Consider the following 14,879-nt stretch of genomic DNA (forward strand, 5'->3'; position numbering starts at 1 on the left):
GGTTCCGATCGGAGCCGCGGGGAGCCGCTTGCGGGGTGACGGGGCGGCCCGCGGTGCGCGGGCCGCCCTCGCCCGTTCCTAGGCCCGGGCCCACCGCTGGTTGGCGCCGGTGTGGCAGTTCCACACGATCACCGCGGAGCCGTTGGCGGTCGCGGCGGCGTTGACGTCGAGGCACAGCCCGTTCTGCACGTTGCTGATCGTGCCGTTGGTGTTGAGGTTCCACTGCTGGTTCGTGCCGCCGGTGCAGTCCCAGATCCGCACCCGGCTGCCCGCGGCGGCGTTGCTCGGCATGTCGAGGCACTTGCCCAGCACCTGCAGGGCCTTCCCGTTCACCGCGAACTGCTGGTTGGCGCCGCCGTTGCAGTCCCAGATGATCATCTGCGTGCCGTTGGCCGAGTTCGCGCCGTTGACGTCCAGGCACCGGCTGCTCGCCTCGCCCCGCAGCCGGAACGTGGTCGGGTCCGGGCCGGGGCCGGGGCCCTGCTCACCGGTGAAGAACTTCCACACCTCGCCCTTGACCCAGCTCCTGGCGCCGGACTCGCAGCCCGCGCACCCGTCCACCGGTCCCTGCTGGTGGCCACCGTCGAACGGGGCCCAGACGACCGGGTACCCGGTCCGGCACCCCGAGTAGGCGGTAGTGATGTGCGTGTTGCTGCCCCGGGCCGGCTCCGGCGGGTTCTGCACCGTGCAGCCGTTGTTGCGGACCCACCGGTCGCGCTGGCCGCGTCCGCTGCCGATGTTGTCCGAGATGCCGTGGATGCCCATGTAGGCGACGGGTGCGGTGCCGCCCGCGCAGCCGCTGATCTCACCGGGGGAGGCGATGGCGGCGATGGCGCGGAACACCGTCGGCCGGGAGCACGCCAGCGAGATGCTCATCGCGCCGCCGTAGCTGAAGCCGAGCGAGAAGCGCTGCGTCGTGTCGACGCAGAGGTCGTCCTCGATCCGCTTGATCATGTTGTCGACGAAGGTGACGTCCTCGCCGCCGGAGTTGCCCCAGCCGTTGTTGAGGCCCTGGGGCGCGACGAAGATCGCGGTGTTGTTCGACAGCTGCTTCAGCCCGTAGTGGGCGTAGACGGCCCCGTCGCTCCCGCCCCCGGCGACCTGGTCCATGGTGCCGCCCAGCCAGTGGAACCCGAAGACCAGCCGGTGCTGGTAGGTGTTGTTGTAGTTGTCGGGGATGCTCAGGATGAAGCTGCGGGTCTTGCCGCCGCTCTGGATCGTGTGCGTGCCGCTGCGCAGGGTCGGCGCCTTGCCGCAGCCCGGGGTCGCGGCGGCGGTGGTGACGGTGTCCGACGCGGCGGGCGCCGCGGGTGCGGGCTCGGCGCCGGCGATGTCGGCGCCGGTCAGCAGCAGTGCCGCGGCGGCGCCGATCACCGTCCAACGCCGGTGGGGGCGGTTGTCCTTTGACACGGGTGTGCTTCCGTTCTGTGTGGTGTGGCTTGCTGATGAGCTCGGGTCGGCGGTCATCCGCTGCCCTCCGGCGCCGTGTCGGCCGGGATCGTGCCGGAGTCCGGCCCGGACGGCAGGTACACGTGCACGTGGCCCTTGCCGGCGTCGATGCTGATCACGTCCAGTTGGAGCGCGGCCACCGACCAGGTGCGCAGCGCCAGCGTGCGCTGCGCGCCGGCCAGGGCCAGCAGGTCGCCCGCGAGCGGTTCGGGGGCGGTGACCGCGGCGGCGAACCCGTCGACCGCGGCGGCGAGCTGTTCGACGGCGGTGCGCATCCCGGTGCGGGCGACGTTCACGCCGTTGCCCGCGGACGGTGTCTCGGCGTACCGCCGCACCTCCGCGGACACCACGTCGCGCCAGCCGCGCACCTCGTCGATCGCGGGCGCGGTGGGCGAGCCCGTGCCCGGCGGGGGAGCCGCCTTCGCCATCGCCTGCAACACCGGTGTCAGGCGTTCCCGGCCACCCTTGGCGAGCTCGATCAACGTGCCGACGTGCTCGACGTCGCGCTGCGCCTCGGCCTGCTGCAACTCGGCGATCCGGCGCTGGGTCGCGTCCGGTCCCGACGTCCACGAGCCCGACACGAACGCGACGGCGAACCCGAGCGCGAACGCGGTGACCAGGGCGGTCACCGGACCCCACGACGAGCGTGGTGATCGCGGCCCGGCTGCCTGGCGCAGCGACTTGCCCCGCCGCACCGGCGTGGTCCTGCCCATGACCTTCCTCCTTGCCGTGCGAAGGAACCCGGCGGTGCGGGTCCGCGGCCCCGGCGCGTGCCGGAGCCGCGGACCGCCCGCTCAGGGCAGCGTCCAGCGCTGGTTGGCGCCGCCGTTGCAGGTCCAGATGATCAGCTGCGTCCCGTCGGCGGAGCTGCCGCCGTTGGCGTCCAGGCACTTCGTGCCGTTGCGGAGCGAGCCGTCGGACTGGGCCGACCAGTTCTGCGAGCCCGAGCCGTTGCAGCTCCACAGCTGCACCAGCGCGCCGTCGGCGGTGCTGCCGCCGTTGACGGTCAGGCACTTGCCCAGGGCCCGGAGCGTCTGCCCGGTGCGCGTCCACGTCTGGTTCGCGCCGTCGTTGCAGGTCCACAGCTGGACCTTGGCCCCGTCGGCGGTGCTGCTGCCGTTGACGTCGACGCACTTGCCGCCGATGCCGACGATGCGGCCCGTCCCGCCGCCGGTGCCCGGCGTGCCGACCCCGTTGCCGGTGAACGTCATCGAGTCGACGTCGAAGGAGCTCGTGCCGGTCCGGAACACCATGAACAGCTCCGTCGTGCCACCGGGGTTGGTCACGTTCACCGCGGGCGTGCTCACGTAGTTGTCCCAGCCGCCGGTGCTCGGGACGGGGACCGTGGCGATCAGCGCGCCCGTCGGCGAACCGGCCCGGAACTCGATCGAGCCGCCGCCGCTGGGCGACGACAGCCGCACGGACACCTGGCTGATCCCGGTGAAGTTGTACGGCTTGAACGAGACCCAGTCGTTGGTGCCGATGTCGCCGACCCGACCGCCGGACTCGGCGCCGGACTGCGACACCACCCGCACGCCGGAGGAGCCGGTGAAGTACTCGACCTGCTTGCGCTTGGGCTGCAGGAGGACCTTCCGGTTGCCTTCCAGGGCGGGCACGCCGGACGTGCCGTTGTCGGTGTACCGGCTCGCCGCCACCCAGAACGAGTTCAGGCTGGCGTGCGCGCTGTCGGTCTCGGCCGTGAACGTGCCGGTGCAGCCGGGGATCGGCGCGAGGTCGTGCCCGTGCTGGTCGTGGCCCAACGCCGGGGTGGTGGTCACCTTCGAGCAGTCGATGGAGGCGTCCTCGGGGTCGGTGACCGTGACCGTGTACGGGATCGAGTCGCCCCAGCCGAACATGCCGCCGTCGGGGACGCTCAGGTTGACCGTCGGCGCGGTGTTGCCCGAGGTCACGACCACGCTGGTGACGCCGGACTTCCCGCCCACGTCGGTGACGGTGAGCTTGGCGTTGAACTGCCCCCTGGCCGAGTAGGTGTGCGTGGGGTTGGCCTCGGTGGACGTGCTCCCGTCGCCGAACTCCCACCGGTAGGTCACCGGACCGCCTTCCGGGTCACCGGAGCCCGCGCTGGAGAACCGCACCGTCAGGGGTGAGGAACCCGAGGTGGGCGTCCCGGTGGCGGTCGCGACCGGACTGCGGTCGCCGCTCTTGTAGTCGATGCGGTAGAGCCCGGAGTCGGGGTTGTCCCGACCGTAGCCGGAGCCCCATTCGAGCAGGTACATCGCTCCGTCCGGGCCGAACTTCATGTCCAGCGGCGACTTGAAGCTCAGGTTCGACAGGAAGTCGTTGATCTTCAACAGCTTCCCGTCCTGGCCCACCCGGAACTCCCACATCCGGTTGCGCGACCACTCGCCGAAGAACGGGGTCTGGTCGAAGTAGGCCGGGAACTTGGTGGGGGAGGGGTTGTTCGCGTCGTACCGGTAGATCGGGAACGCGCCGGGCGCCTCGCCGCCGGAAGGGCTGCCCATCTCCGGGAACTTGTTGCCGTTCGCGCCGTTGCCGTACCAGACCTCGGCCTTGCGCGCGGCCGGGAGCGTGGTCAGGCCGGTGTTGTTGGGCGAGTTGTTCACCGGCTGGTCGCAGTTGAACTTGGCGCCCGACTGGCCCGTGGCGAAGTTGTAGTCGTTGAACGGGATGTTGTCGCCGATGCAGTACGGCCAGCCGTAGAAGCCGGGCGAGGTGATGACGTTCCACTCCACGGTCCCGCCGGGTCCGCGGTTGGGGTTGTCGTTGGCCGCGTCGGGGCCGTAGTCGGCCGCGTAGATCGTGCCCGACGTCGGGTGCACCGAGAACCGGAACGGGTTGCGGAAGCCCATCGCGTAGATCTCGGGCCTCGTCCTGGCCGTGCCCGGCGCGAACATGTTGCCGGACGGGATGGTGTAGGTCCCGTTGGTCTCCGGGTGGATGCGCAGGATCTTGCCCCGCAGGTCGTTGGTGTTCGCCGAGGTGGCCTGGACGTCGTTGTTCGCCCAGCCCGGCCGCTCGTCGATCGGCGCGTAGCCGTCCGAGCGGTGCGGCTGGACGTCGTCGCCGGTGCCGATGTAGAGGTTGCCGTTCGGGCCGAACGCGATGTAGCCGCCGGTGTGGCCCGGCTCCGGCGCCTGCCGCGACGACGGCACCTTCATCAGGATCCGCTCGCTGCCCAGGTCCAGCGAGTCGCCGTTCACGGTGAACCGGGAGACGCGCGCGATGTCCTCGCCACCGCCCGCCGGCGAGTACATCAGGTAGATCCACTTGGTGGTGGCGAAGTCCGGGTCGAGCGCGAGCCCGGTCAGACCGTCCTCGCCACCGGTGTAGACGCTCAGGGACGCCGCCGTGACGGTGGTGCGGGTGTCCGGCTTGTGGATCTTCACCTTGCCGCCGTACTCCGCGTAGAAGACGCGGCCGTCCTTGGCGACGTCGAGCGCCGCCGGTCCGACCGTGTTGTCGTCCAGCGTCACCTTCTCGAAGCTGCTCCACACGGTGGGGCCGCAGTCGGCCTGCACCTTGCCGCCCGCCGACTCCACGCCGCCCTTGACGTGCTCGCGGAACAGCGGCTCGGAGTAGCTGGACGCCTGGTGGCCCATGGCGGTGGCCCACAGCCGGCCGCCCTCGTAGTTGCGGCACCACGAGATCGGGTGGTCGTAACCCATCCGGCTGGAGCCGGGGTCGTACGTCGTCTCGTCGGCGGTCACCAGCACGTGCGCGCTGCCGCGCGCGGAGCGGGTGAAGTTGTACCACTCCTCGGTGCGCGTCCACCGGTCCGGCAGCGCCGCGCCGGACGGGTGCTTGCGGTCGGCGACCTTGGCGGTGCCGGACACGGTCGCCGAGTGCGCGGTCATGGTCATGCCGAGCATCTGGTCCCACCACGGGAACTGCTGCTCGATGTTCATGTCCGTCGCGTTGTGGATCGCGGCGAAGCCGCCGCCGGCGCGCATGTACTTCTGCGCCGCGGCGCGCTGCGCGTCGTTGTCCCACACCATGCCGGAGGTCTGGAGCATGACGACCACGTCGAACGTGGCGAGGGAGGCGTCGTTGAAGATCGACGAGTCCTCGCTCTTGGTCAGCTCCCACTCGTTCTGGGCGGCCAGCTGCTCGAACATCGTGATCCCGGCGGGGATCGAGTCGTGGCGGTAGGCGCCGGCGGCGGTCTTGCTGAACAGCAGGACGTGGAACCCTTCGGGGTGCGCGGGCGCCGGCGCGGTCGCCAGCCCCAACATCACCACCACGCAACCTGCTATCGACAGCAGGCGCGCGAATCTGTGTCGCATGGCCACTCCTCTGGGGCACTCGAAGGCGACTGACGGGATTACGCGGCGGCGGAGTGCGGGCGGGAACGACGGCGTCCGGCGGCGGTCACCGGGACCGGCGTGCTACGTGCGCGTGCGGCGGCGGCCGGTGCACGAGGGTCGAGCCGGCGCGGTGCACGGCACCGCGCCGGCTCGGATTCGGATTCCAGTCCGCTTGGAACACCACGGGCTGTCGACCGCGGTGGGCTCAGGGCGCTTCAGGGGGTGGGGCGGACTCGTCCGCGCTCATCGGCGGCGATGATCGAGCCCATCGACGAGCAGACATGATCGCTCCCTCGGTGCGTCGTTGCCCGGGTGCTGAATGTCATACATGTACGCGCGTAGGTTCGCCGCGATTTGTAGCACACATTTGCCGAACGAGTCCAGATCCGAGCGCACGCCCGGCACACCCCATCGTCGTGGACGAGGGGTGTCGAGCGGTACCGGTGGTCAGCCGAAGAGTCGGCGCTGGATCTCGCGGCGGTAGTCCTGCAGGGTGTTGTCGATGTGGACGCCGGCGGCCGCCGCGGCGGCTTCGGGGTCGCCGTCGCGGATCGCCTGGTAGATCGCGACGTGCTCGTCGACGGCCTCGGCCGCGTGCCCGCCGACCGAGCCGTGCAGCCCGATGGTGCTGGACTGGCGTTGCAGGCGGCGGGCCTCGCGCACGGCGGCGGCGAGGAACTGGTTGTGGGACGCCGCGGCGACCGCGAGGTGGAAGTCCTCGTCACCGCGTTCGAACAGCGCGGCCTGGTCGGTCAGGTGGCCTTCGCGGCAGGTCTCCGCGGCGGCGGCGATGGCGCGCAGCTCGGCCGGGGTGGCGTGGGTCGCGGCCAGTCGGCTGGCCGCGGTCTCCTGCACCCGGCGGAACTCGAAGAGCATGTAGACGTGGTCGAGGTTGGTGGGCAGGAAGAAGCCGCCCCACCGCGAGGAGCCGAGCATGCCCTCGTCGTCGGCCACGTAGAGCCCGCGCCCCTTGTGCGCCCGCACCCGTCCGATCGCGGAGAGGATCTTGACGGCTTCCCGGACCACGGTCCGGCTGGTGCCCATCCGCGCGGCCAGCTCGTTCTCGGTCGGCATCCGGTCGCCGGGCCGCAGCTCCAGCTCGGCGATCAGCTGGAGGATCTGCTCGGCGACGAGCTCGTAGCCCGGCCGGTACGGACCGGGCGCCGGGGTGGTGTCCGGTTGCCCGGTCGGGCCGTCCGGCACAAGTGCGCCATCCGTCAACGCCGCTCCTTAGTGACGGGGTCGCCAGAAGGGTATGACCGGCTCACCCGCTGTCCGCCCAGCCCACCTCCGGGTAGGGCGGCCACCGTCGAGCGCGCGTCGCGGTGCCTGGCTCGTGCACGTCAGGTGCGGATCGTACTCGGTGCTAACGATATGCGGGCACCGGGGCAAAAATAAGCATGCTTATTTGGCCCCGGTGGCGGCTGTCGGGGGTCGTGGACGTCGAGGACCGCCGACGGGTCGAGCCTGGCTCAGCCGTGCCAGGCGCAGCTTCACAGCCGTTCGGGCGGCAACCGGTAGACGCGGGTGGCCGTGCCGCCGAACACCTCGTCGCGCTCGGCGGAGCTGAGACCGGCGGTCAGGCCCTCGGCCGCCGCGACGACCTCCTCGTACGAGCCCGCGAGCAGGCAGACCGGCCAGTCGGAGCCGAACATCACCCGCGACGGACCGAACGCGTCCAGCACGACGTCGGCGTACGGACGCAGGTCCGCCACGGTCCACCCGACCGGGTCGGCCTCGGTGACCATGCCCGACAACTTGCAGGTGACGTTCGGCTCGGCGGCGAGCCCGCGGAGGAGGGACGCCCACGGTTCGAGGTCGCCGGCGGCGATCGGGGGCTTCGACAGGTGGTCCAGCACGAACGTCGCCCCGGGCAGCGCGCGCACGGTCTCGATCGCCGCCGGCAACTGGTGCACGAGGGTGAGCAGGTCGTAGGCCAGCCCCGCCTCCGCGACCGCGCGCAGCCCGCGCCGGACGTCGGGCCGGGTCAGCCACCGCGGGTCCGGCTCACCCTGCACCAGGTGCCGCACCCCGACGAGCAGGTCGCCGCCAGGACCGGCGCGCAGCGCGGCGAGCACGTCACCGATGCCGGGATCGGTGAGGTCGACCCACCCGACGACGCCCGCCACCAGACCTTTGCCCTCGTCGGCGGACAGGGACAGGAACTCGGCCGTCTCCTCGACCTCCGGGAGGACCTGGACCAGCACCGTCCGGTCGATCTCCGCCACCGCCGCGACCGACGACAGGTCGTCGAGGGTGAAGTCGCGGCGGATCGGGGCGAGGTCCGCTCCGTCGAGCCAGTCGTGGGCACGAGGGCTCGGCCCGGTCGAGGTCGGCGTGCCCGCCGGGAGCCGCCAGACGTGGTGGTGCGCGTCTATCCGGATCATGTCGTCTCCACCTCGGTCGGCCGCCGCACGAGCGCGGCGAAGGCTAGCAACACATCCCACCTCATCGGACGCGGGCGTTGCCGGGCGGTCAGGCCCGCTGGAGCAGGAAGCGCTGGTTGTCACCCCCGCCGGGGGTCCACTGGGAGATGCGCGCGCCGTCGGCGGTCGACGCGCTCCACACGTCCATGGCCAGGTTGCTGAGCCGGTTGACCAGGCTGACGACACCGCCGCCCTGGTCGACCACGCGCCACTGCTGGCTCGTGGCGTTGGTGTCTTGTCGCTGGGTGATGTCGGCGCCGGTGCTCGAACTCGCGACCTGGAGCACCAGGCCGCTGTGCCGGGCCCGGACGCGGTAGTAACCGCCGCCCGAGTCGACGAAGTCGAACTGCTGGTTCAGCCCGCCGGTCGCCGACCACTGCTGCAGCAGGGCCCCGGCGGCGGTGGACACGCCGCTGATGTCGGCGAACTTGCCGCTGTGCCGCGCGACGAGCCGGTAGTACACCCCCGGCTGCACGATCGGCCCGCTGCCGCCGCCCTGCCCGGTCACCCGGTACGTGTGCCCGGCCTGACCCGGGAACTCGACGACGTCCGCCTCGGGCTTGGTCGGCTGCACGACCGCGCCGCTCGTCGTGTCGGTCAGCTCGAACGTGCCGGTGAACACCCGGTTGCGGATCCGGACCGCGCCGTCGCGGTCCGGCGTGACGGAGAGGGTGATCGCGGTGCTGCTCCAGGTCGCGCCGACCGTGTACCCGCCGCGCCCGCGCAGACCCGTCACGCTGCCCGTCGGCCACGCCGGCGGCAGCGCGGGCAGCACGTGCAGCTCGCGGTTGTGGCTGTGCAGCAGCATCTCGGCGATGCCGGAGGTCGCGCCGAAGTTGCCGTCGATCTGGAACGGCGGGTGCAGGTCGAACATGTTGGGCGCGAGCCTCGCCGGCGTCACCAGGTAGCGGATCAGGTCGTGCGCCCGGCCGCCCTCCTCCATCCGCGCCCAGTAGTTGATCTTCCAAGCCAGCGACCACCCGGTGCCGTCGTCGCCGCGCAGCTGGAGGGTTCGGCGGGCGGCCTCGAACAGCTGGGGCGTGCCGCGCTTGGTGATCTGGTTGCTCGGGTGCAGGCCGTACAGGTGCGAGACGTGCCGGTGGTTCGTCTCGGGCTCCACCCAGTCGTAGAGCCACTCCATGATGTTGCCGCGCGAGCCGACCCGCATCGGGGCGAGCCGTTGCGCCGTCGCGCGGACCCGGGTGCGGAAGTCGGCGTCCACGCCGAGCACCTCCGAGGCGCGGGCGCAGCCCTCGAACAGGTCGCGCAGGATCTGCATGTCCATCGTGGGACCCGCGGCCACGCTGGCGTTCGCGTGGTGCGGCAGTTCCGGCGAGTTCGACGGGTTGGTGACCAGCCACTTCAGCGTCGGTTCCTCCACGAGGGTGTCGAGGAAGAACTGGGCGGAGCCCTTCATCGCGGGGTAGTAGGACCGCAGGAACTCGACGTCGCCGGTGAACAGGTAGTGGTCCCAGATCATGGTGGACAGCCACGCGCCGCCGGTCTGCCACATGCCCCACAGCGCGCCGTCCACCACCGAGGACCCCCGCCACCCGTCGGTGTTGTGGTGGGTGACCCAGCCGCCGGCGTTGTACTGCGCACGCGCGGTGCGGGCGCCGGTCACGGTGAGGTCGTTGATCATCCGGAACACCGGCTCGTAGCACTCGGCGAGGTTGGTCGTGTCCGTCGGCCAGTAGTTCATCGGCAGGTTGGCGTTGATGGTGTACTTCGAGTCCCACGAGGGGGTCAGCTGGTCGTTCCAGATGCCCTGCAGGTTCGCGGGCTGGCTGCCCGGCCGCGACGACGCGATCAGCAGGTACCGGCCGTACTGGAAGAGCAGCGCGGAGAACTGCGGGTCGACCGCGGTGTTGTGCTGGGAGATCCGGACGTCGGTCGGCTGGTCCGCCGCCGCGGTGCGACCGACGTCGAGGGTGACGCGCCCGAACAGCCGCTGGTAGTCGGCCACGTGCCGGCTGCGCAGGACGTCGTACGCCGTGCCCTGCGCGCCGCTGAGGCGGCCCCGCGCGATGCCCTGGTAGTCGCCCGCCACGTTGCGGTAGTCGACGTAGCTGGTGCCGATCGAGATCAACAACGTGACGCTGTTGGCGTTGGTCACCCGCAGCGTGCCGCCGGAGCTGCTGGTGCTGCCACCCTCCGCGACGGCCTTGGCCAGCGCGAGGAACCGGACCGAGCCCGCGATGCCCCGCTGGTCGCCGGACCGGCCGTCCAACCCGATCGTCGTGCCGTCCGGGCTCGACGTGGTCGCCCGTTGCGGCGTGCTGAACGTGGCGGTGAACGAGATCGACCCGGGCGTCTCGGCGGTCAGGCGCATCGCGATCACCTGGTCCGGCGCGCTGGCGATCACCTCGCGGCGGTACCGCACGTTGTTCGCCACGTAGGTCACCACGGTCGTGGCCGTGGTCAGGTCGAGCCACCGCTGGTAGCCGGACACCGTGCCGGGGCTGGGGAAGGTGAGCCTGAGGTCGCCCACGGGCTGGTAGGCGAGCTGGCCGGCCGGGTTGCCCAGCATGGCCTGGTCGATGAGGCTCTGCGCCTGCGACCACTGGTTCGCGAACACCAGGCGTCTGATCTCCGGCAGCGCGGCCGCACCCCGCGTGTTGGTGTAGTCGTGCGGACCGCCGGCCCACACCGTGTCCTCGTTGAGCTGCAACCGCTCGGTGTCGGCGTTGCCGAAGACCATCGCGCCGAGGCGGCCGTTGCCGATCGGCAACGCGCGGAGCCACTCCGTGCCGGCCTGCCGGTCGTACCACAAGGCCAGGTCGTCGACCGCGCGCACTTCCGGCGGCGCGGCCGAGTCGGCACGGGCCACCGCGGTCCAGCCGCCCGGCACCAGCGCGGCCCCGGCGCCCGCCGCGCCGAGCTGCATGAGTCGCCTACGTGGCAAGTCCGACATGCTGGATCCTCCAAAGCGGACGGTGGTGGACCGGGCGCGGGCCACGACTGTCCTCAGTGGCCGGTGGGCCGCCGGATCGCGGCGCAACGCCCGCGGCTCGGCCGGAGCCCTCCGGGCAACGTAGCCATCGGCGAACGGTGCCGTCAATGCTTGACGGGCGATTGATGTTAGCGATAACACGTGTTTCTTGCCGAGGCACCCGATCAATTGCGCATTCGCCTGGCAGTTTTGACGAAGCCGTTGCGGCTAAAGGGTTAGCGCTAACAATTTTAGCAAGTCGAACGTTGACGCCCCGAGTCGTGGGTGGCTACGGTGCGGGAAGGCTCCGGAAGGTCCGCCGGCACGAGGTGGGCAACCCGGCCGCACCCGTCGACGATGACGAGGGGGCTCTTCGATGCGACGAACACATCGGGCTGGACCGGGCGCCGTGTTCCGGCCGGCGCGTCCGCCCGACCCCGGTCGCCGGGCGCCGTCTATTGAGGACAGTGCGGCGCACGTCGCCCGGACTCCCGGCGGGCGACCGGCGAAGTCGTTGCTTTAGCCGATCATTAGCACTTAGCCTCCGCTCCGGTCCGAATCGGTTCGAATCGCGCACCGACCGATTCGTGCGGAGTACCCGTGGTTCACCGGCGAACCGTCCCGGCCGTGCCCGCCTTCGCGGTCGCGTGCGGAGTCGGTCCGCCGCGCCACCCGCCGCCGGCACCGGCCCGTCGACGGGGTGATCGCGGAAAAGTCGCCCGAATTCTTCCCGACTTCGACTGGGAACGCTCCCGGACACCTCCGGGCGCCGCCGGCCGGGTCGAAGCCCCGTCAGCTGAGATCAAAGGGTGTGAGCCTGCCATGAGACATCGGGTCAGGGCGGCGTTGTCCGCCGCTCTCCTCGTGGCCGCCGGTGTGGTGGCGACGGTGATCGGCTCCTCGTCACCGGCGTCCGCGCACGCGGTCAACCCCGCCGACTTCCAGCAGGTCGAGCTGGCCCGCGGGGTCGGCGAAGTGGGCGAGCCGATGACGCTCGCCGTCCTGCCGGACCGCTCGGTGCTGCACACCGCCCGCAACGGGACGGTGCGCCGCACCACGGCCGCGGGCGTCACCAGCGTGATCGGCACGGTGCCGGTCTACACGCACGACGAGGAAGGCATGCAGGGCATCGGGGTGGACCCCGGCTTCGCCACCAACCGGTTCATCTACCTGTTCTACGCCCCGCCGCTGTCCACCCCGGGCGGTGACGCGCCGGCCACCGGTTCGGACTTCTCGGCGTGGAAGGGGGTCAACCGGCTGGCCCGGTTCACCCTGAACGCCGACTTCACCCTGAACATGGCCAGCCAGATCACCGTGCTGGAGGTCGCGACCGACCGCGGCAACTGCTGCCACGTCGGCGGCGACATCGACTTCGACGCGGCGGGCAACCTGTACCTGTCCACCGGGGACGACTCCAACCCGTTCGACTCCAGCGGCTACACCCCGATCGACGAGCGGACCAACCGCAACCCGGTCTACGACGCGCAGCGCAGCGCGGGCAACACCAACGACCTGCGCGGCAAGGTGCTGCGGATCAAGGTGAACGCCAACGGGTCGTACTCGATCCCGGCGGGCAACCTGTTCGCGCCCGGCACCGCCAACACCCGGCCCGAGATCTACGCGATGGGCCTGCGCAACCCGTTCCGCTTCAACGTGGACAAGGCGACCGGCGCGATCTACCTCGGCGAGTACGGGCCCGACGCGGGCACGAGCAGCAACACGCGCGGGCCCGCCGGCCTGGTGGAGTTCAACCGGATCACCTCGGCGGGCAACTACGGTTGGCCGTACTGCGTCGGCTCGAACACCACGGCCGAGGCGTACGTCGACTACAACTTCGCCACCGGGCAGTCCGGCAGCCGGTTCAACTGCGCCGCGCCGGCCAACAACTCGCCGCGCAACACCGGGTTGGGCACGCTGCCCGCCGCGCGCTCGGCGTGGATCAAGTACGACAACTGCTCCTTCTCCGCGTTCGGCTGCGGCTCGGAGTCGCCGATGGCCGCTCCGGTGTACCGGTACGACGCGGCCAACCCGTCGTCGATCAAGTTCCCGCCCGCGCTGGACGGGCACGTGTTCGCCACCGAGTTCGGCCGGCGCTGGATCAAGACCATCGACGTCAACGCCGACGGGTCGGCCGGGCAGGTCAGCGACTTCCCCTGGCGCGGCACGCAGGTCATGGACGCCACCTTCGGCCCGGACGGCGCGCTCTACGTGCTGGACTACGGCACCGGCTGGGGCAGCGGTGACGCCAGCTCGGCCCTCTACCGCATCGAGTACAACCCGGCCGGGAACAAGGCGCCGACCGCACGGGCCGGCGCGAACCCCGTCTCCGGCAGCGCGCCGCTGACGGTGAACTTCTCGTCGGCCGGCTCCTCGGACCCCGAGGGCGGCGCACTGACCTACGCGTGGAACTTCGGCGACGGCGCCACGTCCACGGCCGCCAACCCCACCCACACCTACACGTCCAACGGGCAGTACTCGGCGACGCTCACGGTGACCGACACCGGAGGCCGCTCCGGTAGCGCCGGCGTGTCGATCTCGGTCGGGAACACCGCGCCCGTGGTGAAGCTGGACTCGCCGGTCAACGGCACCCTGTTCAGCTTCGGCGACGCCGTGCCGTACACGATCACGGCGTCGGACGCGGAGGACGGCACGATCGACTGCACCAGGGTGAAGCTGAGCTACGTGCTCGGCCACGACAGCCACGGGCACCCGATCACCACGCAGACCGGCTGCTCGGGCACGTTGCAGATCCCGGTGGACGGTGAGCACGACACGGCGGCGAACCTGTTCGCGGTGCTCGACGCCGAGTACACCGACTCCGGCGCGAACGGACAGCCGCCGGTGACCACGCACACGCAGCACGTGCTGCAGCTGCGGCACCGCCAGGCGGAGCACTACTCGACCCAGTCCGGCACCGCCCTGTACGACAAGGCCGCCGCCGAGGGCGGGCGGACCGTCGGCGACATCCAGAACGGCGACTGGATCGCGTTCGAGCCGTACGCGCTCGGCACGACCACGAGGTTCACCGCGCGGGTGTCGTCCGCCGGCTCGGGCGGCACGCTGTCGGTGCGCAGCGGTTCGCCCACCGGGCCGGTGCTCGGCTCGGTGACCGTGCCGGTGACCGGCGGGTGGGAGACCTTCACGGACGTCTCCACCACCTTGGCCAACGTGCCGCCGGGGACCATCGCGCTGTACCTGACCTTCGCAGGCGGCTCGGGCACGCTCTTCGACGTGGACGCCTACACGTTCGGCACGTCCACGGGGAGCACGCGGACCGGGCCGATCGTCGGGGTCGCGAGCAAGTGCGTGGACGTCAACGGCGGCAGTTCGGCGGACGGCGCGAAGGTCCAGCTGTGGACGTGCAACGGTGGCGCGAACCAGCGCTGGACGGTGAGCGGGTCCACGTTGCGCGCGCTGGACAAGTGCATGGAGGCGGCCGGCACCGCCGACGGCAGCCTGGTGCGGCTGTGGACCTGCAACGGCGGTGGCGGCCAGAACTGGACCGCCGGCGCCAACGGGTCGCTGGTGAACGCGCAGTCGGGCAAGTGCCTGGACGCCAACGGCGCCAGCTCCGCGGACGGCACGCAGTTGATCATCTGGAGCTGCCACGGCGGCACCAACCAGCGATGGACCCTGCCCTGACGGACCCGCCCTGACGGACCCGCCCTGATGAACCCGCCCCGACGAACCCCGCCCGGATGAAACCGGCAAGGTCCGCGGCGTTGGGGGGTTAGCCCCAACCCGGCGGCGCCCCCCCCCCCACCACCCCAGCGGGGCAAAAAAAAA

7 protein-coding genes are annotated in these 14,879 nt (G+C 71.2%); 1 reads left to right on the forward strand and 6 read right to left on the reverse strand.

What is annotated here, in order from left to right:
- Positions 1-78: 78 nt before the first annotated feature.
- From AB0I91_RS43900 to AB0I91_RS43925, 6 genes are all read right to left on the reverse strand, one after another.
- Positions 79-1,410, reverse strand: a complete 1,332-nt coding sequence (locus AB0I91_RS43900; protein WP_498781988.1) for a ricin-type beta-trefoil lectin domain protein — start codon at positions 1,408-1,410, stop codon at positions 79-81.
- Positions 1,411-1,463: 53 nt separating this feature from the next.
- Complete coding sequence (locus tag AB0I91_RS43905; RefSeq protein WP_498781986.1) at positions 1,464-2,162, reverse strand: hypothetical protein; 699 nt, start codon at positions 2,160-2,162, stop codon at positions 1,464-1,466.
- A gap of 81 nt (positions 2,163-2,243) precedes the next feature.
- Positions 2,244-5,714: a ThuA domain-containing protein gene (locus tag AB0I91_RS43910; protein ID WP_498781984.1), complete on the reverse strand. Its 3,471-nt coding sequence runs from the start codon at positions 5,712-5,714 to the stop codon at positions 2,244-2,246.
- A 468-nt stretch (positions 5,715-6,182) separates the two neighbouring features.
- On the reverse strand, positions 6,183-6,956 hold the full coding sequence (locus tag AB0I91_RS43915; RefSeq protein ID WP_498781982.1) for a FadR/GntR family transcriptional regulator: 774 nt from the start codon (positions 6,954-6,956) through the stop codon (positions 6,183-6,185).
- Between the two features lie 272 nt (positions 6,957-7,228).
- On the reverse strand, positions 7,229-8,122 hold the full coding sequence (locus tag AB0I91_RS43920) for an amidohydrolase family protein (protein ID WP_499618769.1): 894 nt from the start codon (positions 8,120-8,122) through the stop codon (positions 7,229-7,231).
- A gap of 88 nt (positions 8,123-8,210) precedes the next feature.
- Positions 8,211-11,075 carry a glycosyl hydrolase family 95 catalytic domain-containing protein gene (locus tag AB0I91_RS43925; RefSeq protein ID WP_498781978.1) on the reverse strand — a complete coding sequence of 955 codons (2,865 nt, stop codon included), beginning with the start codon at positions 11,073-11,075 and terminating at the stop codon, positions 8,211-8,213.
- Between the two features lie 840 nt (positions 11,076-11,915).
- Here AB0I91_RS43925 and AB0I91_RS43930 point away from each other — a divergent pair.
- Positions 11,916-14,735, forward strand: coding sequence for a PQQ-dependent sugar dehydrogenase (locus tag AB0I91_RS43930; RefSeq protein WP_499618767.1), 2,820 nt, complete (start codon positions 11,916-11,918; stop codon positions 14,733-14,735).
- Positions 14,736-14,879: the final 144 nt, after the last annotated feature.

Origin of the sequence: Actinosynnema sp. NPDC049800 (genome assembly GCF_040656635.1) — a bacterium.
In the GTDB taxonomy this organism is placed as follows: domain Bacteria; phylum Actinomycetota; class Actinomycetes; order Mycobacteriales; family Pseudonocardiaceae; genus Actinosynnema.

Coding starts and splice junctions, on each gene's coding strand:
- AB0I91_RS43910 (WP_498781984.1), bottom strand. CDS start 5,714: ATGCGACACAGATTCGCGCGCCTGCTGTCGATAGCAGGTTGCGTGGTG.
- AB0I91_RS43920 (WP_499618769.1), bottom strand. CDS start 8,122: ATGATCCGGATAGACGCGCACCACCACGTCTGGCGGCTCCCGGCGGGC.
- AB0I91_RS43925 (WP_498781978.1), bottom strand. CDS start 11,075: ATGTCGGACTTGCCACGTAGGCGACTCATGCAGCTCGGCGCGGCGGGC.
- AB0I91_RS43905 (WP_498781986.1), bottom strand. CDS start 2,162: ATGGGCAGGACCACGCCGGTGCGGCGGGGCAAGTCGCTGCGCCAGGCA.
- AB0I91_RS43930 (WP_499618767.1), top strand. CDS start 11,916: ATGAGACATCGGGTCAGGGCGGCGTTGTCCGCCGCTCTCCTCGTGGCC.